Raw genomic sequence first — 25,734 nt, 5'->3', positions numbered from 1 at the left:
CAGCTATGTTGTTAAAATCCAATACAAAAATACCGCTGTTGGTCACAGGATCGATCCTGTTTTTTTTCTTTATGTTATTGGGGTCCTTCCAACTCACCAATTTCAGTCGCTATTTCAATAAACCAGTATTTCTTGTCGCACCCGATTCAACAGGCTATACACCTGAAAAAGCAGTACAATCTCTGCAGGAACGAAATGAAAAAATAAAGGATGGTTTTTTTAATGCGGGGTTTACCAAACAGGCATGGTGGGTAATGGTAAGAACTGAACCTACAGAGGATAGCTGGATACAGATTGCCAATCCGCATATTAATGATATCCGTATCTATGAGCAGCAAGGGGGAAAATGGGAAGAGGTATATAAATCGGGCGATTACTATCCATATGAACAGAGAATATTGGATGATCCTGATTTCTGGTACCCTGTAAAACCCGCTGTTCATACTTATCTGATGCGTATCGATAAAAAAGGAGAGTCACTTAATGTCCCCTTGCGGCTGGTGACAGAAAGATCACTGGCTCCTTATTTATCGGACCGTAATTTTTTTAATGGCATTTTTATTGGCTGGGTTATTCTGCTTTTGTTATTAAACTCATTTCTCTGGATATCATTAAAAGATCATATTCACCTGTTTTATAGTTTGTATGTAGCATTCTCTGTATGCTGGATCATATCGCAATGGGGTATAGGTTTCAGGAATTTCTGGCCCGATCTGCCTTCTTTTACGAGCAAGTCAAGACCGTTTTTTTCCAATATCTCTTATATCTTTTTACTGGAACTCACAGCACGTTTTTTTACCATACCCAATACACAAAGACATTATACGAAAGCCATACGCCTGTTGCAAATACTGCTGTTGGTATCAAGCATAGGATTATTACTAACAGATATTCCGAGTAGCGGTCCTTTGTTGCGTTATGGTTACCTGACCACCATGAATATTATCTGGCTGCTGGCACTGGGTATTATCATTCTCTTTATCTGGAAAGGATACAAAACACAGAAACAATTATCCCTTTTTTTTCTGATAGCGTTCTGTTTTTTCAGTATTTATATTGTATTGCTTTTGCTGTCGCAATACAATATCGGAAGCGACTGGATGTTTTATGCCAATATGTACGGATCGCCGGTAGGTTTTTTGGGAGAGAGTACCATTCTCTCCTTTGGTTTAACACAGCGTTATAATTTTTATAAAAGAGAGAAAGAGCAGGCAATGCAGGCACTGGAAAAAGAAAAAAGAGCCGCGGCGGATAAAATCATTCAAACACAGGAAGAGGAAAGAAACAGACTGGCAAGAGAATTGCATGATGGTTTGGGAGGATTGCTTGGCGGTATCAGGATGGGCGCGCACCACCGGCTAAAGCCTTATCCGGCAGAGCAGGAATGGATTGCAGAGCAACTGGATCTGGCAGTAACCGATCTGAGAAATATTGCACATGACCTAATGCCGGTACAGTTGCAGGAACAGGGTCTGGACCGGGTACTGGAAAAGGCGGTAGCCCGATGGAATATGGGCGACGAGTTAAAAGTGCATTATAACAGTTCAATTAAACAGAGGTATCCATTACGAACGGAAGCGGCGTTGTACCGGATTGTATTGGAGCTGATGCACAATATTAAAAAACATGCTGACGCTACAGAAGTAAATATTGAAATTTGGGAAGAAGAAAAAAAGCAAAGACTTACATTGCTGGTAGAAGATAATGGAAAGGGTTTTGAGGCAGGAAAAGAGGAGGGCATAGGATGGAAAAGTATCAGACAAAGGGTGCAGTATATGGAAGGTAAGATAAATATAGACAGTAGTCACAGGGGCACAACCGTGATTATAGAAATATTCATGGAAAAAGAAAACGCATGAAAAAAGTTACCATCGCTATTGCAGATGATCATAAGATTTTTGCAGAAGGCATTCAAAGTGTTACCAAAGAAATTGGCTGGCTGCAATGGGTGGGTCAGGCGCATACGGCGAAAGATACCATTGAATTATACAAAGAAAAGAAACCAGAAGTATTATTGCTCGATTACCATTTACCCGATGGTAAAGGGGTTGATGTGGCCATGGAGATCATCAGGGAAAATCCGTCTGCCATCATACTCATGCTGAGTATGGAAAACGATAATGATATCATATACCAGTGTAAAACCGTGGGTGTAATGGGTTATCTCATAAAAAATCTTTCTTCCGACGAATTATTATCGGCTGTGGAAGATGCTATTTCCGGAACAACGGTATTTATGTGGTCGGCAGAAAAACCTGCGCATAAACCAGAGGCTGATGTGTTGAGTAAAAGAGAAAAAGAAATCATACAATTAATCAGGCAGGGACTAACCAGTCATGAGATTGCCAATAAATTATTCCTGAGTACTTATACGGTTGATACCCACCGTAGAAATATCCTGAGAAAACTGGATCTGAAAAATACGGCGATGATGGTTTTGTATGCGCAGCAGCATCAGTTGTAAAAGAGGGTAAAAGAAGTTTTGAGATAATGAACAGGCATCTATTCCCGAATTCGAGTTTCTAAATCTCAGAATTTTCTTGATTGGTAAACCCGAAGAAGGGAACGCTTTTACTAATCTTTCATTCCAATCAGTTTAAAGAACCGCTCTCTGAATTGAACTCCAATAGGAATTTCGAAAGAGTTTATGGTCACATTATTTGGGGAAATAGCTGAAATATGTCGTTTGGATATCAAAAAAGAACGATGAATTTGTATAAAGTCTCCACCAGCCTCAGCCAATAATGTTTCAAATTTAGAAAGCGAAATAAGGGGCATAAACTTTTGTTCATTTTTTAAAAAGACCATAGTATAGTTCTTCATTGCTTCGCAATACAAAATATCATCTATATAAACAGGGTAATTTTTGCCATCTGATTTAATGAATACAATTTTCCTGTTATCATTTATCTGATCAAATAAAATTTTGGTATCTTTTTTGATTATATCTATTGCTTTGTATACGGCTTTGGTAAATCGAACAAACGAAAAGGGTTTCAGCAAATAATCAACCGCATTTAGTTCGTAACTCTCTACTGCATATTCTGGATAGGCAGTGGTAAAAATAACGGGTTGCTGTGGTTGTAAGATTTTTAAAAACTCAAAGCCAGACAAATTAGGCATATTAATATCGAGAAAGATGATAGTAATATTATTGTTTGCTCTTAAATAATCAATAGCACTCAATGCGTTAATACACTCAGCACCCAATTGCAGCAATGGCATTTGATGAATGTAACCCATAATAATTTTTCTTGCGATTGGTTCGTCATCAACTACCAGACAAGTATATTTTTCAGGCTCCATTCGATCTAAGGTTTTAATATTTGCTCAATTGCAGTTGTAAGATAACAGTATAAAAAACCTCACCCCTGGATATTGTTAGCAGGTGTTGTTGATTTGGATAAAGTACTTCCAGTCTTCGCATAACATTGATAAGACCTATGCCATTTGCCGAATCTTTTCTTTGCGTATTGTAATTATTTTCAATCATCAACGTAAACAAATTATCGTCAAGGGTTGTACTAATCCAAATTATAACGGGCCCGGAATCAACGAATCTGGCATGCTTGAAGGCGTTCTCAATAAATACTATCAAAATTAAAGGTGCAATCAGGTATTCTGACTTTTCAGGTATAGTAGAGTTGAAATCTAATTTTAAATCATCTTCCAACCGTATACTTTCAAGCTTAATATAACTTTTAAGTATATCGATTTCGTCGTTTACTGGGACTAACGGTTTTTGTGTTTCGTATAAGGAGTGTCTGAGCAGATCAGACAAACGAAGCATGAGGTCTGGTAATTTGTCAGACTTTTCTACTGAAAGACCATATAGGTTATTGAGTGTATTGAAAAGAAAATGAGGCGCAATCTGCGATTTTAAATTGTTGACTTCCGCCGTTAATTGTTGTTGCTTCTTCTCAGCTTCAAAATGCTGCCTGATGTATCCATCTTTAAAGTATTTACAAAAAGTAAGAAATAAAAAATAGGCAACTAAAAAAGCGATATTATTTAAAATAACATCTAAAAAACGATTGTTCTGAAAGCTGGGTTCTTCTTGTAAATAATAAAACTGAAAAGCTGTTTTTCCTACCAGATAAAATACCCAACTGCAAATGCCAATCAGAAAATAAGTAAGGTACTTTCTGGAGGAAAAGAAAAGCTTGTAAAGCCATATGGTAAAATAGGTGCATCCGATAAATGCAATTTCAGAAAGCAACATGTATTCGAGGTAAACACCGTTGTAATAGGTTACGGTAATGTAATAAGCCCAGAAGCGGTATAAAACATAGCCCAGCCAAAACAAAAAATGCCAGACCCATCGCTTATACAATAGTATGTTTTCCGGTTTCCATTTATTTATTGCATCCAAGTCTGGTTCATTTCCTCAAATATAACTGCCGCTTTAGTCGGATCATAAAAATTCTGTCCTTAAAAAAGGTATTTCGTCCTTTTTTTATTGGAACGCATTAAGGGTGAAAAAGTGTATGTACGGTAAAACGCCTGTTCGTCCCGTTGTAAAAAATGATTTGTCTTGTTGATTTAGGTTGCAGCATAAAAAAACAAACAAACACCATAAACGCATGAAAAAAGTAGTGTTCTTCCTGCTCTCTATTTACCTGAACACCCATTTGTTGGCACAGGTTCCTTATAATACAGCGGCACCCAATGGTTATACAAAAAAAGCAAGTGTTACCGAACAGGTTGGTCTCACAACAATTGCTATTTCATATCATCGGCCTGCTGTAAATGGACGCGAAGGAAAAATTTGGGGAGGAATCGTTCATAATGGTTTTGTGGATCTGGGATTTGGTAGCCGCAACCCTGCTCCATGGAGGGCTGGTTCCAACGAAAACACCATTATAGAATTTGATAATGATGTAAAAATAGAAGGACAAAACCTGCCTAAAGGAAAATATGGTTTTTTCATTGCTTACGATCCATCTGAAAGCATCATCATTTTTTCAAAAAAAAATGACGCATGGGGTTCATTTTTCTACCATGAGAAAGACGATGCATTGCGTGTAAAAGTAAAACCACAACCTGTTGACAACAGTATAGAACATCTCAAGTACGAGTTTACCAAACAAACAGCCAATTCGGCAGTAATTGGTCTTTACTGGGAAAAACAGTCATTATCGTTTAAAGTTGAAGTAGATTATTTAAAACAGCAATTTGATGCTTTCGTCACCCAATCTCAAAATCCCGGTGGATTTACTTCGCAGGGATTAACCATTGCCGCAAACTGGTGTCTGCAAAATAATTATCAATTGGAGAAGGGGCTTGAATGGGCTACCACCGCAACAGGAGCTAATTTTCCAGGTGACCCCGCTTCATTTACGGCACTGGTAACCAGGGCGGGTCTTCTTGAAAAACTGGGTAAATCTGATCAATCGTCAACAGTTATTCAAAGCGCATTGCCACATGGTAATGTTGGCCAGTTACAGCAATTGGGCCGGCAACTATTGACCAGCAAAAAATACAAAGCTGCTATGGAGGTTTTTGAGTATAATTATAAAAGAACCCCGGATCAGTTTATAACACTAACAGGTATGGCAAGGGGATTGTCTGCAAATGGCGATTACGCAAAAGCTCTGGAATATGCAACAAAAGCCTTACCGCTGGCACCCAATGATAACAATAAGCAAGCTGTTCAGGCTATGATTGAAAAACTAAAAGCAGGAAAAGATATTAATTGAGCCGGGATGGTAGAGGGTTTGATTACCCGCTTTTATAGAGAAGAAAAGGCGGATATTAAATATAGCGATGGTGTTTTTGTATGGATAACGACACCTGTTGTAAAATTTGATAACAACTAACAGGATGTTTGTATATTTAATCAAACGAGTCCATATGAAAAACATCCTGTATTTGCTGGTGGTTCTAATGTTTTCTTCTCAGCTAAAAGCACAGGACCTATCGGCCTATCAGTCTAAACTTTTTATCCGGGGAAATGATACCCTCCGTTATCGCATCCTCTACCCCGAAAAATATAAAAAGAACAGGGCCTATCCGCTGGTCATGTTTTTACACGGTGCAGGCGAAAGAGGCAATGACAATGCGGCGCAACTAACGCATGGAGCGGCATTATTCCTGAAACCAGAGAACAGAAAATATTTTAAAAGCATCGTCATCTTCCCGCAGTGCCCCACCAATAAATCATGGTCGAAATTTAAAAGGGTAGATGGAAAATTTGCCGGCAGCGACTCAGAATCTGAACCACCCATAGAACAACAACTGGTAAAAGCATTGATGGATAGTATGTTACTCAACCGCCATATCCTCGAAAGACAGGTTTACCTCGGTGGACTCTCCATGGGCGCGTTTGGCAGCTACGATATGCTCATTCGTTACCCCGATTATTTTGCAGCCGCTTTTCCTATTTGTGGAGTGGCCGATATTCCTTTGCTCGTTCAAAAAGCAAAAGAGGTTCCTATGTGGATTTTTCATGGCGAAAAAGACCCCGTAGTTTCACCAGAACCCAACCGCGAATTATATAAAGCACTGATGACAGCCGGCGCTACAGATATTACCTATTCAGAATATCCCGGCGTTGGGCACAACAGCTGGACTAATGCTTTTGCAGAACCTAAATTATTGCCCTGGGTTTTCTCACATAAAAAGAAACTGAAGAAAAATAAAGAATAGTACTTCAACATTCATTATTCAATATTCATCATTCCTCTGTTATCTCTAGCGTCATATAAAAGCAAATAGTTGAAACAGTTTATTCTTATCGCCTTTATGGCAATTGTTGGTTCCTGTGGTACTGCCAAAAAAACAATGCAGTTAAATCCACCAACATCACTTAAACTAATTGATGTATACACCATACCCCATGATTTCCGTTTTAAAGAAACAACAGTAGGGGGCTTATCGGGTATTGACTATGATGCAGGCTCCAATAGTTTTTATACCATCAGCGATGACAGATCAGAACGGCAACCTGCGCGTTATTATCGTATCAATATTGCTTATTCAGAAAAAAGAATTGATACAGTTATTTTCCAAGAAGCAATCAATCTTTTACAACCCAACGGAAAAACCTACCCTGCTGTAAAAGAAAACCCTTCACTAACACCAGATCCGGAATCCATCCGATATAATCCAAAAACAAAAGAACTGGTTTGGACAAGCGAAGGAGAAAGACTGATCAATGCAAAAGATAGTATCATACAGGATCCTGCGATTTATTTTATTCATCCATCAGGCAAACATATCCGGACATTTGACTTACCCAGCGGCTTGCAAATGCAAAAAACAGAAAATGGTCCGAGACGAAACGGGGTCTTGGAAGGAGCATCTTTTTCACCCGACTATAAAAAACTGTATGTAAGCCTGGAAGAACCAAGATATGAAGACGGCCCACAGGCGGCAGCAGTAGCCAATGATGCATGGGTACGTATTTATTCCTTTAATACTGGTAATGGAAAAAACGAGGCACAGTACGCCTATAAACTAGATCCTGTTGCTTATGCACCAAATCCGGCAGGGAGTTTTATGGTGAATGGAATACCGGATATTCTTTCTGCAGGCGATAACAAATTACTCGTGATGGAAAGATCGTTTTCAACAGGAAGACTGGCCTGTACCATTAAAATATTTTTGGTCGACCTGAATGAAGCACAGGATATAAAAGAAATAACTTCGCTCATACAACAGCCCGTTCTTAAACCTCTGCAGAAAAAATTATTGTTGAACTTAGATGAGCTGGGTATCTATACCGATAATGTGGAAGGCATGAGTTTTGGTCCAACCCTGCCCAATGGAAAAAGAACTTTGTGGATGATTGCCGACAATAATTTTTCTCCACTGGAAAAAACACAACTCTTTTTATTTGAAGTGAACGAATAATTATGCATCGCTATCTTTTATTTTTATTTGCTTTTTTTTCCATTGTTAGTTGCGCCGAGAAAAGCAACAAAGGAAATCCTGTGGTGGTCATTGAAACAAAATATGGCGAGATTGAAATTGAACTGTATATAGACAAAGCACCCAAAACCGCCGGCGCATTTTTAAGTTATGTAGAAGCGGGCTTTTATGAAAACACCTCGTTCTACCGGGTATTAAATATGAACAACCAGCCATCGAATGCACCCAAAACAGAAATTTTACAGGGGGGGTTATGGCGCACAAAAAACGAGAAGGCAAGAAGTATTAGGGGCATTGCGCATGAGAGCACAGGAACAACGGGTGTAAAACACAAGGATGGTGTAATATCTGTAGCAAGGTTGGCACCCGGCACCGCTAACTGTGAATTTTTTATTTGTATTGATGACCAGCCGGGTTTGGATGAGGGTGGAGAAAATGTAGAAGACAAACTTGGCTATGCTGCCTTTGGAAAAGTGATCAAAGGAATGAGTGTAGTGAGAAAAATATATATGCAAAACGACCGGAATCAATACCTTGACCCACCGGTGGCCATTTATAATATTAAAAGGCAATAGACCATGGTTCATGGCCCAAGGTGTATCGACTATTGGTAAAAAAACCTTTATAAACTACTCATTTTCAGGTATTTTTTGTAAGTTAACAGTAGCCTAATTTTACTATAATGCATACAGGGGGATTTCGGATACGTTTATTTCTGTTAATCATGTTGTTTGCGTTGTGCAACGCAGCTCTTTTTGCACAGGAAAGCGATACCACTAAGCAGGTTCAGGTCGACAAATTTGCCGATACAAGCGGCGGTTATGGGTATATGTACCTTTCTACCACCTGTATCGAATGCAATCCTAAAGGGTCTGCGCATTATAAAAAGTTTGCCATCATCAGCGGTATTTATAAAGCAAAAGACTTTTACAGTTCAGTGGCAACGCGTTCTGTAGGGCATTTCAAGAAAAAATTTGAAAAGCAGGGCTATTTCATCAATAAAGTAACACAAACCTGGAAGTCGCCTAAACTCTTTGCTTCACTCGATGAGATCCTTGAATATAAAAACGACCTGATTGCCAAATTGAAATCGGAAAACTATGTAGTGATTTCATTTGACGATCGCATTAATACAGAGGAGCTCGAACGTGAAGAGTAAAACATATACAAGGATGGGGCTCATCATTGTGCCGCTGATCCTTGGAACATGTATTTACCTGAAGGGAAGAAAATACCCTGTGTTATTTGAAACCTGGTTCTATCAGACCAAAGAAACAAGTTCTTTGCCCGGATCAGGATGGATACCCGATTATTTATGGTGCGTTTCACTCTGGAGCTGTTTTGTATGGCTATGGAAGGGCTGGAACCAGATTCCGCTTTTGTGGAAATGGTTATTGTGGTTGCTCATAAACGCTACTGAATTAATGCAGTGGATGGGCTGGATACAGGGTACGGGCGACTGGATAGATCTGCTGATGTACCAAATGGCATTTTTTAACGTATATATCCTACATAAATCTGAACTGATATGAGAAACAAAAAAACCAACTTGCTGGCATCCTTAGTAGTAATGGCTTATGCTGCTCTATATATTGCCAGCTCAGGACCCAAAGTGGCCGCGCCACCACCCGTGCCAACTATAAAAGCACCTGATTACGATTATGCGCCACCTGAAAAAGCACCTGCAAAATCGGCACAGGTAGTGTTCCTGCTGGTAGATCCGGCCTATCAGGAAAAATTTGCCTATTCCAACTATAAAATATTCAGTGATTTTTCAAAAGCCATGGCTGCTGATTATAATGAATCACTAACAGCAAAAGGATATTCTGTTCGTGGACCTTTCGAATACTACGATCAGGTAGTATACAACGATAAAAAGGAAAGTGACCTGCTTTTACAGGTGGAGATTGATTTTGATATCAATGGCTCCAATGTAAACTGGAATTCATATTCTGAATATGTATCAGGAAAAGGAAGATATGCCACATACAGAACGGCCTATAAATATACCGGATTCTTTATCCTCTCAGGTAAAGTAAACCTGGTGGCAGCAGAACCCCTGACCAAAGAAAAACTCTGGGCCAAGAGTATTCCGCTGAAACAAAAACAAGTGTATATAGCCCCGGTTTACAATACTTTGGAAAGAAGTTATAATGTAGGTTTCAGCCGCGATCCGGGTGTTATTAACCCTATGATTGAAGCATTACAGGATTATTACAAACAGGTGTTCAACACATCCTGGAACCATCTCGATCCCAATGAGCTTGCACCGCTTAAAAAAGAAGTGCTGGAAATACGGGAAAAGAAAAAATACTAACCCAATATGAATATAATCTCTTGCCCCGGATTTAAAGCCGGGGCAAGGTTTGGGTAATTTATAATGAAAAGGAGAATCCGAGGGTTTGAAAGAGGAGCTGGCTTCGGCTAAAGCGCAACTTACCACCCAAAGGAAAAAATACCCTGCCGCGGAATTCATTCCGGGTGAAAGAAAAGGGCGGTCTGAAAAGACCGCCCTTTTTTATGGGCAAAAAAAATGCCGGTAAATTGTGTAACATAGAGAAAGATACTGCGATTAGATAACTACAAGTACTCAGGCAAACAGATTTGGAACAGGTTTTCACAATAAAACACGATGAAGTGGTTGAAAGGTGTAAAAGGGGCGATACGTCTGCTTTCACACAACTGTACCATCAACATTCCAAAGAAGTGTACAATACCATTTTCCGGCTGGTGCCACATACCGGAGAAGCGGAGGACCTGTTACAGGAAGCATTTGTGTCGGCTTTTCAGGCCATACACAAATTTGAAAACACGGGAGGATTCAGGGCCTGGATCAAAAGAATTGCCATCAACCAGTCTATTTCCTGGATGCGCAAACAGAAACTGAGAATGGTGGAACTTGATGATACTAAAACAGGATTTGCAGAAGAGGAAAGTATTGATGAGGCGCAATTCAGTTATAAAGTGGAAGAAGTGAAAAGAGCCATTGAAGAATTGCCCGATTCGTACCGCACCATTGTACAACTCTACCTGTTTGAAAATATACCGCAGGAAGAAATAGCGACCATGCTGGGTATATCCTACAATAACGTGAGGATACAATACCACCGGTCAAAACAAAAAATATTGAAAAGCCTTACAAAAGGAGGTGACTCATGAAAACAGAACTTGAAAAATTTATAGAAGAAAACAGACAGTCCTTCGACGACCGTATTCCAGGAGCAGATGTTTTGTCGCGAATTCAGCAGAGAATGGGTCATGCGGAAGCAGCTCCTGCAAAAAAGGGAATTGTTATTTCTTTTAAAACCATTCGCTGGGCGGCAGCGGCCTGTGTAATTGTTATAGCCGGTATTGGTATCTGGTGGATGAACCTTGATACCACAAACGCCGGTCAGCAAATACTGGCAGGTGTTAAACCACAGGCGAAGGAAACAAGGGAACAGGAAACAGGGAAACAAGTAGAAGAAACAAGAGGGCCAGAATCAAGCGAACAGGAGCCTGTATCAACAGCGGCTTTTGCAGCAACTAAACAAGACCAGCGTAAAGAAATACTTTTCGCCAGCCTTAACAATATGGAATCTGCCAGTACCCGTATTGCCGCTGCCATGAAAGCATACGACATGAAAAATGCCGACAGGGAAATTGTAGATGCACTCTTAACTACGATGAATGGCGATCCCAATACCAATGTCAGGCTTGCAGCACTGGAAGCACTGGCAAAATTTCACCGTGAACCTTATGTAAAAAAGCAACTCACTGCTTCCCTGAAAAAACAAAACGACCCGATGGTACAGGTTGAACTGATACAGGTTCTCACCAAAATGAAACAAACAAGTATTCTGAGTGAACTGGAGAAGCTCGTAAAAGATGCCAATACCAATGAAGCAGTAAAAGACCGGGCCTATTCAAGCATATTAACATTAGGATCATAAAAATCAACATAAACAAAAATCCGGAACCAATCGGTTCATGCATGACGATACCCTTCCGGAAACCCCCATCTCAAAAACATAAAAATCTGAAACAGAACATGAAAAAGATCATATTCAGCACAATCATAGCGTTGTTGGTAACAGCTACCTCATTCGCACAGGAATACAAACTGGCAAAGTCAACCGGTAAACTCATCATCAGCACACCCGGTGTAACCGTAGAAGGTTATGATGGCAACGAAATTATCTTTACTGGCCGCGAAAGAGCTGGTGAGGAAGATGAAAGAGCCAAAGGCCTTCGCCCCGTAAGCGCATCCGGTTTACAGGATAATACCGGTCTGGGTATTAATGTGGCAGACAAAGGCACAACAGTGGAAGTGAGTCAGGTAGGTAAAGGAGGAGACAAGATTAAAATTAAAGTACCCAAAGGCATTTCTATTTCTTATTCATTTAGTAAAGTGATGGGCCATGGTACCGCCACATTCAAAAATATTGAAAGCGAAATTGAAGTATCGGTTCAATACAATAAAGTTGACCTTGAAAATGTAACGGGTCCACTTACTGTAAAATCTGTATATGGAGGAGTAGATGTGAAATTTGGTCAGAACATCAAAGGACCTGTTTCATTGGTCTCTGTATATGGTTATGTAGATGTGTCAATGTCGCCCGCAACAAAAGCCAATCTCAAAATGAATACATCATGGGGAGAGATACTTGCTTCTTCAGATTTCAAAATTGATATTGAAAAATCAGGCTCGGGCGATATGGTTAGCTACAGCGATAACCATATCAAAGGAAAACTGAATGGCGGTGGAGTGGATATGACACTCACATCCAGCTATGGCAAGGTTTACCTGCGCAAATCAAACTAATCATCCATCATTTCAAACAATGGTCATGAAATCAATATTGACCCTGTTATGCTGCATTTCATTGTACGCATTACAGGCACAGCAAACTATTACCAAAACTTATCCGGTAAAAGCCGGTCAGGAACTGGAACTTTCTTTCGACTACCCACGCGTTGTTAAGATTAGCACCTGGGATAAAGCAGAAGTTTCCATTACCGCAACAGTAAGTATTAACAACGGAGAGAATAATGATGCTTTTCAACTGATTGAAACCACCAATGGCAATACACTTTCCATTAAGAACATCATCAAGGATCTGGACAAACTCCCGAAAAGATATACGGTGATTCACGAAGGCAAAAAAACAGTGTATACTTCAAAAGAAGATTTTAAAACAATGACTGTAGACCTCAAAGGAGCAAGATCATATTCTGAAGGGGTTGAAATGGAAATCACACTCGAGGTAAAAGTACCGCAAAGCCAGCTTTCTACTTTTGTAAAAGCAAAATATGGGATAGTGGAACTGGTAAACTACAATGCACCCATAAAAGTTGATGCAACATATGGCGGTATAGATGCTTCTGTGAATGAAAGTTCAACAGGTAAATTATCGGCTACCACACATTACGGACAGATCTATTCAAACCTTTCCCTGAATATTACAGACAAGGAAGAGAAAGATTTTTATACATCTATAACAACAGCATTGGGTAAGGGTCCGGCCTACTCACTCAAATCAACCTATGGTAATCTCTACCTGAGAAAATCATTGCAATAAATCCATTACCAACTGTTTCTACAGACAGTAATAGTTCTCATGTGTATCCTAAAGCCGCTTAAAAAAGCGGCTTTACTTGTTTTATATAGTTTAACCACAGAGTTGCACGGAGTGCGGCACAGAGTTACACAGAGGGTTACCTTGTTGTACCGGTGTTTAGAGAGTATAATACTACCTCTGTGTCACTCCGTGCAACTCTGTGGTTAAAAAAATCTTCCCTCATTTTAAACCTTCAACAAACCAACAAACAGCATTTTTTTAACGCCAACTTGACAAATATTTAGGTTGTTTTTTGCATTTACAGGCACGATGATTGGATATATATCAGTGTAAACAATCCTGATAAATAAAATAGCATCGTATGAAAAAGATAGAATGGTTGGCCGTCACCATTATGACCGCCATCGTACTGGTAAGTTGTGGAAGAACAGCCTATGTGCAGAAGGATGCCGATGTAGATTTCAGCAGCATTAAAACCTATAGCTGGGTAACCACACAGGCGAATAAAGAAACAGCCGCAACACAAACCAGAAACGATGACCTCACAAACAGAAAAATTCGTCAGGCGATTGATAAAAACCTGATGGAAAAGGGCTGGAAAGAAGTGAAGAAAAATCCGGACGTGTACCTGGTATATGATGTAATGATTGAAGAGGGAAATAAAAAAGTAACAACACCCGTTTACTCACAATCATTTACACGCTGGTTCTTTAACCCGAACAGCCGCAGATGGGTACCGGTATTTTATCCTTCACAGTTTATGGGTTATGATGAAGACACAGAGAAAATCAAAGAAGGAACCCTGACCTTAACGCTGATGGATGCCGATACCGATAAGACCATCTGGCAGGGCTGGACCACTTCTGAAATGTCGGGTAGAAAATTAACCGATAAACAAATTGATAGCAAAGTAAAAGCCATCGTAGCCAAACTCACGAGATAAAATCTCTGCGTAAACTCCCCGTTCTCATGTTCTCTGCGGTGAACTTATCCGAATGTTCACCGCAGAGAACATGAGAACACAGAGGTTTTCGCAGAGAGATCAATTATTTGAAACAAGGTCGATACGCGCCTGTAATAATTTTTGTTCAGCCGGAGAGTTGGTGATGTGTTTTGCCTGTTGCAGGTACGATAATGCTTTAATGCGATCGCTCAGTTTCATGTACAGATAACCCAGTACCGAAGCATACTGGTGATCTGTACGGATTAATTGCTCAATCCCCCCGATTGACAATACCTGGGCGATTGCTTTTTCTGTTTCACCCAATTGAGATAATACAATTGCCCTATTAAGTGTAACAGCCGGCGATGGACGGGCTTCTGCTAAAAGATTATATAAAATAAGAATGCGGCTCCAGTTGGTATCAGCAAAAGATTTCGCCATACTGTGTTCAGCAGCAATGGCCGCTTCTATATGGTATTGACTGATAACAGGTGTTTCTGATGCAAGGTTTAGGTAATGATAACCCACTTTAATTAAATCCCTGTCCCACAGGTTACGATCCTGCTGTTCCAGTAAAATCAAATCATTGGAATCAGATATGCGGCTGTCGAAACGGGCTGCGTGTAAACAGAGTAAAGCGAGAAGTGCGTCGTTAATAGGCTCTTTTGTAGCCGGATGTTCTGTGATGATTTTAGCACATCTAATGGCTTCCATGCAGAGATCATGACGAATAATTTCCTCTTTTTTGTGTGAGAGATATCCTTCATTGAATAATAAATAGAGAGTGGTTCTTACAATAGAAAGCCGTTCCTGCAACTGTTTACCTGCCGGAATTTCAAGTGTAATATTTCCATTCTTCAGTAATTCTTTTGCCCGTAACAGTCTTTTTTGCATGGCAGCATCTGATACCAGCAGGGCCCTTGCAATTTCGCTGACGGAAAAAGAGAAGACAAGTTTTAATGTTAACGCCACCTGGTCTTCTTTCGAAAATGTGGGATGACAGCAGGCAAAGATCATTCGCAGCTCACTGTCGTTCATTTCCTGTTCGTGAAAAAAAGATTCTACTTCCTGTTCAGGATTAAACGCTGATTGAGACTGAATATAACGGGCATGATAACGCAAACGGCGAAGCAGGTCGATGGCTTTGTTCTTTGCTGTTTGCATAAGCCAGGCAGCCGGTTCATCGGGTATACCTTTCATTTTCCAGTGCTGTAATGCACTGATAAAACTATCCTGCACAATATCTTCTACGAGGTGAATTTGCTGAAGCCCAACGATGTGCGTTAATACAGCAACCATCTTTCCCGACTGGTGCCGGAAAAGATGGTCGATGAGTTGTTCGGTATTTTGTGTGGGTTCACTCATTCAAACACTACTACATCACGAACTTCAACAGATCCGCCGAGTTCAAGATCGGGACATCCTTTGGCTATTTCAATGGCAGCTTCGAGGCTTTCGGCTCTTACAACAAAGAAACCCCCTACCATTTCTTTACTTTCCATATAGGGGCCGTCGGTAACTACATTGTCCTTGTGCAGGGTTTTTCCGGTTGGCATTAATGCTTCACCGGCTACATAAATACCCGATGCCTGTAACTGACCTACCCAGGCAAACCATTTTTCCATGTTTTGCTGCATGGCTTCAGGAGAAGCGGTAAAAGGGTCGAGACCTCCACGGAAGAGGAACATAAAATTGCTCATAACTGTTGTTTTAATAATTGAATGATTGGTTTACGGTAATATGACGGATAACCGAAACCAGATCAGACAAAAAGATAAAAATTTTTTTTCCTGAGAAAGGGCGGTAAAGGATGAATGGAAAATACTCAGAATGGTTTGTATGCGTACACTACTTCATAAGCCTGTTTTTTGAGCGAAGGAAGCAGCTGACCAATTTTCAGGTCTTTTTTCTGAGGCGTAGGTTCACAAACCCAGTAGGGCTCACCGTTATAAAGAATAGGTGTTCCCATGGGCTTATTAAACTGTACCGCAACGGTAATATGTGTTGGATACGATAAAACAATCATGGGCAGGTTATAAATTTCTTTCACAAGGAAAAAGAAAAATGCAGAACGGTCCTCACAATCACTGTATTCGTAAAACAGGGTTTGTTCAGGCGATAAACGTTTTTCTTTTCCGTAGGCCTTGGTATCTGTTTCGAATAAAAAAGCAGAGCGGGTAAAATGCATGAGGTAATCAACACCCTGTTGCTGGTTCATACCAGTAACAGCATCGCGTAACAATGGTACCAGTGAGTTGTAAGTGGTCTGGCTTAAAGGAATACCAAACTGGGCAGCATAATCAACCACCGGATAATTGGTAAAAATTTTCTGTACCTGCTGATCAAGCAGCACATTGAATTTATATTCTTTGTTTTTATAATCAAATTGCAACTGCTTAACGGTATAATTATTTTTTCTGATTAGAGGCAGTTGCGTCACTTTATAAGAGAACCGATTATTACCGGCATCGTTTAACGCAATAGTGGTAAAGGATTTGGAATCAACATCAACTTTATTATTATAGTCGTGGTAATTGAGGCAAACATATTGTTTGTCGGTTACCATGTAGTAAGGAATATCATAAATATTTTCTTCGCTTCTTACATACAACAATAAAGTATCGTTACGGTATCTTAAAGTAGCACTGTAACCCGATTCGTTCAGCAAAAACCATTTGTACAAAGTATAGCGATGGTAATTAGCAGCTTTGGGACTTAATTTTTCTGCAGCGGTTCTGATGAGTTGATAATAGAACCAGTCATCAAGTTTTTTGCTATCGCGGTATTGTAATAGTTCTTTTATGATGGGTTGAAAATCACCCGCTTTCAAACCGGTATAAAAATCTGTAATCCCTGTTTTTGAAATCGGTTCTTTAATATCAACCTGGATAGAAGCATCCGTTGGTAAAATCAGGGAGTCGCCATAAAAATCCAATACCAGCTCCTTCCCCGTTGCATTATTCTGTGCAAACCCGGTGGAAATGTATAAAACAGTGGAAATGAATAATATGGACAGGTTTTTAAGCAAATTCAAGTGCTTTAAAGCTCTATGAATTTACGAAAAGGTAACAATTAATTAATATTAAGTTTTTTGAATAAACCCTAACTCGTTGATTTACAATTAATATATGGCGTGTGTAATACTTTGTTTATGCCGGTAAATGACGGGCTTTCCGTTCTGATAGGCGGGGGTCCACCTGGGACTTTCCTTTAATACCCTCAAAGTTTCCATATCTACCGACCATTCAATAGAGTGAACAATATAGGGGTCATGAACTTTTCCTTCCGTATCCACCGTAAAAGCGACAACAACCGTTCCTCTTCCACCACTTCCAACCACGTCTTTAAAACGGCCCGGTGTACGAAGATTTTTTTCAAGGTATTTGATCCAGCCCTGCACCCCGCCTTTAAATTCTGCAGGTTTCCTGTCGGTCTCTTCAACAATAGCCGCAATAGAATCTTTATAGGCTTTCGAATTAAGGTCTATCATTCTTCCATCGGCGTAAGTCGTGATATTGGTAGAAAAGTTTCTGGTCCATATTCTGCTCCCCTTTTCATAGAACACACTGATGGCTATTGACCCGTCGGGGTTTCTGTAATCCCAGTAACTATCTTTCTTGCCATTACTAACCATCCCGATACTATCGATATTACCCAGGCGGTTATACCATGCAAAACGCCCATGCGGAATTTCAAGGTTTTCATCTTTATAGGTCTCACATTTTACCATTGGACCCTTGTTCTGGTAAAAGCGACAGACATAAGTGGTATCGTTTTCTTTAACGCGGTGCATAAAATACGCAGCAACATTAATATCATTAACGGGTGACCAGTCTTCGCGGAAAGCAAAGAAAGCTTCTTTTTTATTTTGTGTTTTGCCTGATAACCCGCTAAGAATGAAAATGAAAAAAAGAAAAGATTTTCTGTTCAACATAAAACGAAAGAGGATTAAAATATTTGTTTTGCAAAGGAAATAATAAAAGAAGTTCCTTTATCGGGCTCACTGTTTACGGTAATGGTTCCGCCCATCGAGGTAATATGGTGACGCACCAGGTATAAACCGATTCCCTTACTATCGTTATGTTCATGAAAACGCTGGTGCATACCGAAAATACGGTCCTTTACTTTTTCCATATCAAATCCACGACCATTATCTGTAACACTTAACAGGAGTTGATCGTTCTCTGTCCAGCTATGTAATTCAATAACAGGGGCTCTTCCCGGAAATGAATATTTAATAGCATTGCTGATCAGGTTCAGGAAAACACTTTCAAGATAGGAACGGTTAAAATAAACAGCGGGCAGGGCATCGAAATCGGTTTTAATACTGGCTTTAGAGTCGGTAATCAGTGTTTGAATAGACCGGGTAACGGCCTCGAAAACATCACTGAAATAAACATCTTCTTTTTCAATCTTCATTTGCTGGTTATGACTCAGCAGGTCAACATAATCGTTCAGTGTTTCTTTCAGACTTTCAGTTCCGGATTTAAGGATGGCTAAAAATCGGTGTACTTCCTCATCTTCAATAGCGTGTTTGTTGAGCAGACTAAATACACTCAGCAGGTTATTAACAGGCGAACGAAGGTCGTGCGAAGTGGTATAAGACAATTGTTTAAGATCGGCATTCAGGTTACCCAGTTCTGCAATGAGTTTGTTGCGATCGGCTTCTTCTGATTTTTTATGGGTAATATTTTTGGCAATGGCATATATAAGCTCTTCCTGAGGAACCGGCATAGAAGTCCAGGAGAGCCAGACAATATCACCTGTTTTGGTAATATAACGGTTTTCAAAATGAAGCAGTGGTTCTCCGTTGAGCAGTTCATCCCTGTAGCGTGCAGTAATGGTTCGATCATCCGGATGAATAAAACCGGCAATAGGAGCTGCCATTAACTCCTCTTCAGTATAACCCAATACCCTGGAAACAGAATGGTTTATTTTTCTGAAATAACCATCATATCCGGCAATACAAAACAGGTCGGCGGAGAGTTCGAAAAAATGTTCGAGATTGAAAGATGAAGCCTGAGTACTGATGCCTGAATGAGATCGCATAAACCACGAATATTGTTAGAGAAATCAATCTATCATAAATATACGAAAGGAGTGCTTTTGCTGTTCAATAAGTTTTCAGTTTAAAGAATTATTTACACAGTAACTTTATTGTTTGTTTAAGTGATTAATTATGCCATTCAAACTCCATTCTTCCTATCAACCTGCGGGCGACCAGCCTTCAGCCATCGCACAACTAACCGATGGTATACTGGATGGCGAGCAATACCAGACTTTACTCGGTGTAACGGGTAGCGGTAAAACTTTTACCATGGCCAATGTGATTAATAATGTGCAGAGACCCACACTGGTACTTACACATAATAAGACATTAGTGGCTCAACTGTATGGCGAGTTCAAACAATTCTTTCCTGAAAATGCTGTGGGTTATTTTGTAAGCTATTACGATTACTATCAGCCCGAAGCGTATATGCCCGTGAGTGATACCTATATTGAAAAAGACCTCAGCATCAATGAAGAATTAGATAAGCTCAGATTACAGGCCACGTCACAATTACTGAGCGGCAGAAGAGATATTATTGTAGTAGCCAGTGTGAGTTGTATTTATGGTATGGGTAACCCTACTGAATATGAAAACGGTATTATCCGCATTCAGAAAGGGCAGGTAATATCGCGACAGGGTTTTCTGCACCAACTGGTGAATGCCTTGTATAACCGGAGTCAGGAAGAATTTAAAAGAGGTACATTCAGGGTGAAGGGCGATACGGTTGATATCAATCTGCCTTATGTTGACTTTGGCTACCGCATCAGTTTTTTCGGCGATGAAATTGAAGAAATTGAAAGTATTGAAACTGCTACCAACAAACGGATAGGTTTAATGGATACGGCGGCCATCTTCCCCGCCAATCTTTATCTCGCACCTAAAGACATGATTCAGCAGGTAATGAATGAGATACAGGATGAAATGATGGCACAGGTAGAATATTTTAAAAATATCGGAAAATTTATTGAAGCACAGCGGTTGAAGGAAAGAGTAGAATATGACCTTGAGATGATTCGTGAACTGGGTTATTGTAATGGTATTGAAAACTATTCCCGCTTTTTCGACCGTCGCAAACCGGGTACCAGACCATTCTGTCTGCTTGATTATTTTCCGAAAGATTTTCTCTGTGTAATTGATGAGAGTCACCAGACCATTCCACAGGTTGCAGGTATGTATGGTGGCGACAGGAGCAGGAAAATGGTACTGGTTGATTATGGTTTTCGTTTGCCCAGCGCCATGGATAACCGGCCATTGAATTTTCATGAGTTTGAATCATTGGTTGGACAAACCGTTTTTGTTAGTGCTACTCCAGGTGATTATGAACTGGAAAAAACGGGTGGCGTGGTGGTAGAACAGGTGGTTCGTCCAACAGGATTACTCGATCCTCCTATTGAAATAAGACCGAGTGTAAACCAGATCGATGATTTGCTGGATGAAATTGACAAGCGTGTAAAGAAAGGAGACCGGGTATTAGTAACAACGCTTACCAAAAGAATGGCAGAGGAAATGGATAAATACCTTGGGAGAATCAATATCAAATCGAAATACATTCATAGCGATGTTGACACACTGGAGCGTGTTGAAATTCTGCGCGACCTTCGTCTGGGTGTTATTGATGTGCTGGTAGGTGTAAACCTGTTAAGAGAAGGACTTGACCTTCCTGAAGTATCACTGGTAGCCATACTGGATGCAGACAAAGAAGGATTTTTAAGAAATGAAAGATCACTGACACAAACTGCAGGCCGTGCGGCTAGAAATGTAGATGGCCTGGTTATCTTTTATGCAGATAAGATGACAGAAAGTATGCAGCGTACGATTGATGAAACAAGCAGAAGAAGAGAAAAACAGATTGCTTACAATATTGCGCATAATATCACACCTAAGACTGTTATTAAAAGCAAGGAGCAGGTATTTGCACAAACATCGGTGCTGGATATTAAAGGATACGATCCTTCGAACCCCTATGCACTGCAAAAAAATGAACAGCTTGTGTCTGTGGCTGCAGAGGAACAGGTAGAATATAAAACCATCCCACAAATAGAAAAAGCCATAGCATCCACTAAAAAACAAATGGAAAAAGCCGCCCGCGATCTTGATTTCATAGAAGCGGCGCGTTTAAGAGATGAGATGTTTGCGTTGCAGAAGAAATTTGAAAATTTGAAAATTTGAAAATTTGGAAATGGGGAGGTTTCATTTCCTTAACAACTTAGCTATAAAAGAGCGAAAAAATGGAGGCCGCAGGCCTCTTATCATTTTGAAATTTTCAAATTCCCAAATTTTCAAATTATCTTGTCTCCAACAGCTTGCCCATGAGACTACTCTGGAAACTCTACCTGTGGATGACAGGATGGAAGGTTCAAACCAATTTCCCCTATCATATTCCAAAATGTGTTGTTATTGTGGCACCCCATACCAGCGCCTGGGATTTTATAATTGGACTGGCAGTGAGAAGTGTATTGCAACTGCAGCATGTAAAATACCTCGGCAAAGCAGAGTTGTTTGAAGGCAGGTTCGGCTTTTTCTTTCGTCGACTCGGCGGCTATCCGGTTGACAGATCGAATAAACACAATATGGTTGATCAGGTAGTAGAACTTTTTAACCGGCATGACCAGTTTGTATTAGCGCTTTCTCCTGAGGGCACAAGAAAAAAAGTAGACAGGTTAAAGACAGGCTTTTATCATATCGCAAAAAAAGCGCGCGTGCCGATTATTATGACTGCATTTGATTTTAAAAAGAAAGAAGTTTATTTCGGCGAACCCTTTTACACCTGTGAAGATGAAGCGGCTGATTTTAAAAAGATCATTTCGTTTTATGCAGCAGTGGAGGGAAAAAAAGCTGATCAGGGACTTACACATTTACAAACGGAAACATTTGTTCATTGATTTTAAGCACACACTATGCACTACCCGAATATCATTGAAAAGTTTTGCCAGTATGAACAATCCAAACCCAACCAACTTTTTTTATCGGAGCCTGTAAAGGGTGTATATAAAGAGTTTACCTGGCGGCAGGCCGGACAGCAAATACGCAGTATGGCTGCGGCCTTAAATGCGATGGGATATGGCAAAGATGACAAGATTGCTATCCTCAGTAAAAACTGTGCGCACTGGATTATGGCCGATCTGGCTATAGCCATGGCGGGCTGTGTTTCTGTACCGCTTTATCCAAATATTAGCGCAGAAACATTAGAGGAAATTATTGTTCACAGTGAGAGTAAAGCCATTTTTATTGGTAAACTTGATCAACCGGAACAAATCAGAAAAGGCGTTCCTGATTCACTTACACAGATCAGTTTCCCGTTTTATCCAAATGCAGGATGTATTAATTGGGATGAATTGGTTAATCAACATGCACCGCTTACTCAAATTCCAAAACCTGATCCACAGGCGCTGGCCTGTATTGTGTACACATCAGGAACAACGGGTCAATCAAAAGGTGTAATGAACACCTATCATGCCATGGCGTTTGCTGTGGGAGAGTTTTTGAATAATTTTCCTGCAATTAAAAATGAAATTTTCTTTTCCTATTTACCACTTTGTCATGTAGCCGAACGAATGCTGGTGGAATGTGGAACTATTTTTACGGGAAGTACGGTTTACTTTGTAGAGTCGCTTGATACCTTTGCGGCTAATCTTGCTCATACCCAACCAACCGTGTTTCTTGCAGTACCACGTATCTGGGAAAAAATGCAGGAAGGTATTCTTAAAAAAATGCCGCAACAAAAACTGGATCGTTTGCTAAAAATTCCACTCATTTCTTTATTGATCAAAAAAATGATCCGAAAGAAATTAGGTTTGGCAAGAGCAAGACATATTTTCACGGGAGCCTCACCAATTAATCCTGCACTTTTACACTGGTACGCACGATTGGGTATTATTATTCAGGAAGCATATGGTATGACAGAAAATGTGGCGCTCTCTCATGTGAACAAAAAAGAAAATGCAAAATTTGGAACAGTGGGGCAGCCTTATGCCGGTGTACAGGTTCGACTCGGGAAAGACAATGAAGTGCAGGTTAAAAGCGAAGCTTCCATGCTGGGTTATTATAAAGAACCTGAATTATCGGCACAATGTTTTGAAGATGGTTTTCTGAAAACGGGTGACGAAGGATCAATAGATAAAGAAAGATTTCTTACCATTACCGGCCGAATCAAAGACCAGTTTAAAACGGGTAAAGGAAAATATATTACACCAGCCCCGATGGAAAATCAGTTATTGGCACATCAATATCTCGCACAGGTTTGTGTGGTAGGATCAGGTCAGCCGGCTGCAATGGTGCTTTGTACTTTAACAGAACAGGCAAAAAAAACAGATACTGAAAGTGTAAAAACAGAATTGACAGAATTATTGCGTGCTATTAATAATAAGTTAGAACATCATGAGCAACTGGCAAAAATGATTATTTGTAAAGATGAGTGGACCATTGTAAATGGCCTGCTCACCCCTACGCTCAAGATCAAAAGAAAAAACATTGATGCACAATACGGAGAACGCTACGCAGACTGGTATCGTTCTACCGAAACGATTGTCTTTGAGTAGTTTTTGCGGCCATACAATATTCTGGTACAGTTTTTCGTTGTATAGCAGGATAAAAATGTAGAACCATGAGAACCAATCGTTTCATTCTGGCAGTGGCGTCGTCTGTGCTGCTGTTTTCCTGTGTGAGCACCAAAAAATTCAAAGAGTCTGAAGCAAAATATACCCAGTTAAGCGGTGCTTACCTGGAAATGCAGGGTAAATACCGCGAACTACAGGACCAGATCAAAGATTTAGAAAACCAACTGGCCAGATCCAAAGGACAGAACAGCGAACTCAATACCCGCAAACAGGCACTGGAAGCACAGATAGAGGACCTTAATAAGCAGATTGAATTCCTGAAACAGAATAATACAACTGTTCTGAGTCAGTTGAAAGATCTTTCAGTAGTAACCGGTGCACAGGCCGAAAGCATAAAAAAATCGCTGGAGAATATTGGTGCAAAAGATATTTATATCAGAGACCTGCAGGGTTCAATTGCACGCAAAGATTCACTGAATATGGCATTGGTGATGAACCTGAAAGGAGCTATTGGTAACCTGAATGATGAAGACATCAATATCAAAGTAGATAAGGGTGTTGTATATGTTGATATTTCAGATAAACTGCTTTTCAAAAGTGCCAGCTACGAGGTAACAGACAGGGCCAAAGAAGTATTGGGTAAAGTGGCCAAAGTGCTGAATGGCCAACCCGAAATTGAATTTATTGTAGAAGGCCATACAGATTCATTACCTATTAAGACTTCAGTAATTCAGGATAACTGGGACCTGAGTGTAAGAAGGGCTACTACTGTAGTGCGTATTTTACAGGAAACCTATGGTATTGATCCCAAACGTATGACCGCAGCAGGAAGAAGCCAATATATTCCTTTAAAAGACAATGCAACCATCGAAGGAAGAGCGGCCAATCGCAGAACAAGAATAGTTATTCAGCCAATGCTCGATCAGTTCTTTAAACTGCTGGAAACAAAACCACAATAAAGCTTACTTACTAACCGACCATATACCAAAGAAGCCCTCTGTAATGGAGGGCTTTCTGTTTATAGTAAGCGTTAGGTAAATACTATACGAGTTCAACCGCAATAGCTTCCTGAACCAGGGTTAACTGAGCTTCGGGTAATGCGGTTGCTGCAAGGTTCAGCATTTCGTCCAGAACAAAAGACGGAGCGCTGGCCTGTATACCTTTAAACCAGCCAATGATTTCATGTGTGGCCAGTCCTTTCAGCATCCAGTAACTGTAGCGTGCATTTTTTTCGGGGGGCAGACCTGCAACGATTTCCATGGTAAGCGCGTGCATTTGTTCATCGGTAAAATGCTGCCAGAAAATTTCTTTAATGATCACTTCTTCCATATTCATATGGCTCAGGTTAAATGCCGTAAACTCAGCTAAAGAAAACTGCAACTGTCGACCTGCAAAAACTTTATCAGAAGTTTTTACCGCCACTTCATACTGTTCAATACAACCTTGCAAATGTGCAGCAAGCATGTGATCCTTATCGTGCTGTTTTTCAAAATCGGCAATTACGTCGGGAGCAATTTCCTGAATAAGGCTGAATACTTTTGTGTCTTCTGTATGGGCATGACTTTCAAAAAGCCAGATCAGTTCTTTCAGGGAATTGATGGTTACTGATGCATTGGTATCATCAGCAAAATCTGTATGCTGTACCTGTAGTGAACAATGATACAGCATGGCACGGAGACCCTGATGTATCTGGTGAAAGGGATTGTAACGTGTTTCGTTATTCATATGTAGTTTTTTATGGAATGAATAACA

Annotated in this window: 26 protein-coding genes; 18 read left to right on the top strand and 8 right to left on the bottom strand. The window is 40.2% G+C overall.

Translation table 11 applies throughout. The annotated features are described in order from the left end of the window. Window positions 1–38: 38 nt before the first annotated feature. Both KXJ59_RS02380 and KXJ59_RS02375 read left to right on the top strand, forming a co-directional pair. Window positions 39–1,859, top strand: coding sequence for a 7TM diverse intracellular signaling domain-containing protein (locus KXJ59_RS02380; RefSeq protein ID WP_295200717.1), 1,821 nt, complete (start codon window positions 39–41; stop codon window positions 1,857–1,859). Continuing rightward, on the top strand, window positions 1,856–2,464 hold the full coding sequence (locus tag KXJ59_RS02375; protein ID WP_295200714.1) for a response regulator transcription factor: 609 nt from the start codon (window positions 1,856–1,858) through the stop codon (window positions 2,462–2,464). Before KXJ59_RS02380 ends, KXJ59_RS02375 begins: the two co-directional genes overlap by 4 nt. A gap of 110 nt (window positions 2,465–2,574) precedes the next feature. Here KXJ59_RS02375 and KXJ59_RS02370 read toward each other — a convergent pair whose 3' ends face one another. Both KXJ59_RS02370 and KXJ59_RS02365 read right to left on the bottom strand, forming a co-directional pair. Continuing rightward, on the bottom strand, window positions 2,575–3,306 hold the full coding sequence (locus tag KXJ59_RS02370) for a LytTR family DNA-binding domain-containing protein (protein ID WP_295200712.1): 732 nt from the start codon (window positions 3,304–3,306) through the stop codon (window positions 2,575–2,577). Window positions 3,307–3,319: 13 nt separating this feature from the next. Continuing rightward, complete coding sequence (locus tag KXJ59_RS02365) at window positions 3,320–4,222, bottom strand: histidine kinase (protein WP_295200710.1); 903 nt, start codon at window positions 4,220–4,222, stop codon at window positions 3,320–3,322. Window positions 4,223–4,583: 361 nt separating this feature from the next. On the opposite strand from KXJ59_RS02365, the gene KXJ59_RS02360 reads away from it, so the two are divergent. From KXJ59_RS02360 to KXJ59_RS02305, 12 genes are all read left to right on the top strand, one after another. Continuing rightward, a complete protein-coding gene (locus KXJ59_RS02360) occupies window positions 4,584–5,699 on the top strand; it encodes a DUF2911 domain-containing protein (protein ID WP_295200708.1) in 1,116 nt (371 codons plus the stop codon). A 154-nt stretch (window positions 5,700–5,853) separates the two neighbouring features. Next, window positions 5,854–6,648 (top strand): alpha/beta hydrolase, encoded by a 795-nt coding sequence (locus tag KXJ59_RS02355; RefSeq protein ID WP_295200706.1) that lies wholly within the window; start codon window positions 5,854–5,856, stop codon window positions 6,646–6,648. 69 nt (window positions 6,649–6,717) lie between these two features. After that, window positions 6,718–7,854, top strand: coding sequence for an esterase-like activity of phytase family protein (locus KXJ59_RS02350; protein WP_295200705.1), 1,137 nt, complete (start codon window positions 6,718–6,720; stop codon window positions 7,852–7,854). A 2-nt stretch (window positions 7,855–7,856) separates the two neighbouring features. After that, a complete protein-coding gene (locus KXJ59_RS02345; RefSeq protein ID WP_295200703.1) occupies window positions 7,857–8,447 on the top strand; it encodes a peptidylprolyl isomerase in 591 nt (196 codons plus the stop codon). Window positions 8,448–8,596: 149 nt separating this feature from the next. Further along, on the top strand, window positions 8,597–9,031 hold the full coding sequence (locus tag KXJ59_RS02340; protein WP_295200701.1) for a hypothetical protein: 435 nt from the start codon (window positions 8,597–8,599) through the stop codon (window positions 9,029–9,031). Next, window positions 9,021–9,404 (top strand): hypothetical protein, encoded by a 384-nt coding sequence (locus KXJ59_RS02335; protein ID WP_295200699.1) that lies wholly within the window; start codon window positions 9,021–9,023, stop codon window positions 9,402–9,404. Before KXJ59_RS02340 ends, KXJ59_RS02335 begins: the two co-directional genes overlap by 11 nt. Continuing rightward, the gene (locus tag KXJ59_RS02330) at window positions 9,401–10,189 is read left to right on the top strand and encodes a hypothetical protein (protein WP_295200697.1); all 789 of its coding nucleotides are present in this window, start codon (window positions 9,401–9,403) and stop codon (window positions 10,187–10,189) included. The genes KXJ59_RS02335 and KXJ59_RS02330 overlap by 4 nt, the downstream gene beginning before the upstream one ends. 287 nt (window positions 10,190–10,476) lie before the next feature. Continuing rightward, the gene (locus KXJ59_RS02325; protein ID WP_295200696.1) at window positions 10,477–11,031 is read left to right on the top strand and encodes an RNA polymerase sigma factor; all 555 of its coding nucleotides are present in this window, start codon (window positions 10,477–10,479) and stop codon (window positions 11,029–11,031) included. Beyond that, the gene (locus KXJ59_RS02320) at window positions 11,028–11,804 is read left to right on the top strand and encodes a HEAT repeat domain-containing protein (RefSeq protein ID WP_295200693.1); all 777 of its coding nucleotides are present in this window, start codon (window positions 11,028–11,030) and stop codon (window positions 11,802–11,804) included. The genes KXJ59_RS02325 and KXJ59_RS02320 overlap by 4 nt, the downstream gene beginning before the upstream one ends. Before the next feature lie 98 nt (window positions 11,805–11,902). After that, window positions 11,903–12,676, top strand: a complete 774-nt coding sequence (locus tag KXJ59_RS02315; protein ID WP_295200691.1) for a DUF4097 family beta strand repeat-containing protein — start codon at window positions 11,903–11,905, stop codon at window positions 12,674–12,676. A gap of 25 nt (window positions 12,677–12,701) precedes the next feature. Further along, on the top strand, window positions 12,702–13,433 hold the full coding sequence (locus KXJ59_RS02310) for a hypothetical protein (RefSeq protein ID WP_295200689.1): 732 nt from the start codon (window positions 12,702–12,704) through the stop codon (window positions 13,431–13,433). Between the two features lie 361 nt (window positions 13,434–13,794). Continuing rightward, window positions 13,795–14,376 (top strand): DUF4136 domain-containing protein, encoded by a 582-nt coding sequence (locus KXJ59_RS02305; protein WP_295200687.1) that lies wholly within the window; start codon window positions 13,795–13,797, stop codon window positions 14,374–14,376. 99 nt (window positions 14,377–14,475) lie between these two features. Here the strand turns inward: KXJ59_RS02305 and KXJ59_RS02300 are convergent, their stop codons facing one another. The 5 genes from KXJ59_RS02300 to KXJ59_RS02280 all read right to left on the bottom strand — a co-directional run bounded on the left by KXJ59_RS02300 (window position 14,476) and on the right by KXJ59_RS02280 (window position 19,425). Next, on the bottom strand, window positions 14,476–15,741 hold the full coding sequence (locus KXJ59_RS02300) for a sigma-70 family RNA polymerase sigma factor (RefSeq protein ID WP_295200685.1): 1,266 nt from the start codon (window positions 15,739–15,741) through the stop codon (window positions 14,476–14,478). Continuing rightward, window positions 15,738–16,076: a YciI family protein gene (locus KXJ59_RS02295; protein ID WP_295200683.1), complete on the bottom strand. Its 339-nt coding sequence runs from the start codon at window positions 16,074–16,076 to the stop codon at window positions 15,738–15,740. The genes KXJ59_RS02300 and KXJ59_RS02295 overlap by 4 nt, the downstream gene beginning before the upstream one ends. A gap of 125 nt (window positions 16,077–16,201) precedes the next feature. After that, window positions 16,202–17,404 carry a hypothetical protein gene (locus KXJ59_RS02290; RefSeq protein ID WP_295200681.1) on the bottom strand — a complete coding sequence of 401 codons (1,203 nt, stop codon included), beginning with the start codon at window positions 17,402–17,404 and terminating at the stop codon, window positions 16,202–16,204. Window positions 17,405–17,497: 93 nt separating this feature from the next. Further along, window positions 17,498–18,310: an energy transducer TonB gene (locus tag KXJ59_RS02285; RefSeq protein ID WP_295200679.1), complete on the bottom strand. Its 813-nt coding sequence runs from the start codon at window positions 18,308–18,310 to the stop codon at window positions 17,498–17,500. Window positions 18,311–18,324: 14 nt separating this feature from the next. Next, entirely contained in the window at window positions 18,325–19,425 is a 1,101-nt protein-coding gene (locus tag KXJ59_RS02280; protein WP_295200677.1) for a PAS domain-containing sensor histidine kinase, read from the bottom strand. A 130-nt stretch (window positions 19,426–19,555) separates the two neighbouring features. Here KXJ59_RS02280 and uvrB point away from each other — a divergent pair, with 130 nt between their 5' ends. The 4 genes from uvrB to KXJ59_RS02260 all read left to right on the top strand — a co-directional run bounded on the left by uvrB (window position 19,556) and on the right by KXJ59_RS02260 (window position 24,941). After that, entirely contained in the window at window positions 19,556–21,595 is a 2,040-nt protein-coding gene (gene uvrB / locus KXJ59_RS02275) for an excinuclease ABC subunit UvrB (protein ID WP_295200674.1), read from the top strand. Between the two features lie 140 nt (window positions 21,596–21,735). Further along, window positions 21,736–22,308: a 1-acyl-sn-glycerol-3-phosphate acyltransferase gene (locus KXJ59_RS02270; protein ID WP_295200673.1), complete on the top strand. Its 573-nt coding sequence runs from the start codon at window positions 21,736–21,738 to the stop codon at window positions 22,306–22,308. A gap of 15 nt (window positions 22,309–22,323) precedes the next feature. Continuing rightward, complete coding sequence (locus tag KXJ59_RS02265; RefSeq protein WP_295200670.1) at window positions 22,324–23,964, top strand: AMP-binding protein; 1,641 nt, start codon at window positions 22,324–22,326, stop codon at window positions 23,962–23,964. 65 nt (window positions 23,965–24,029) lie between these two features. Further along, a complete protein-coding gene (locus tag KXJ59_RS02260; RefSeq protein WP_295200668.1) occupies window positions 24,030–24,941 on the top strand; it encodes an OmpA family protein in 912 nt (303 codons plus the stop codon). Between the two features lie 82 nt (window positions 24,942–25,023). Here the strand turns inward: KXJ59_RS02260 and KXJ59_RS02255 are convergent, their stop codons facing one another. Further along, on the bottom strand, window positions 25,024–25,707 hold the full coding sequence (locus KXJ59_RS02255) for a hemerythrin domain-containing protein (RefSeq protein ID WP_295200665.1): 684 nt from the start codon (window positions 25,705–25,707) through the stop codon (window positions 25,024–25,026). Between the last annotated feature and the right edge of the window lie 27 nt (window positions 25,708–25,734).

This window comes from Sediminibacterium sp. (assembly GCF_019264485.1).
In the GTDB taxonomy this organism is placed as follows: Bacteria; Bacteroidota; Bacteroidia; order Chitinophagales; family Chitinophagaceae; genus Sediminibacterium.
Note: the sequence above shows the minus strand (reverse complement) of the source record. Positions and strands in the feature narration are given on the sequence as shown.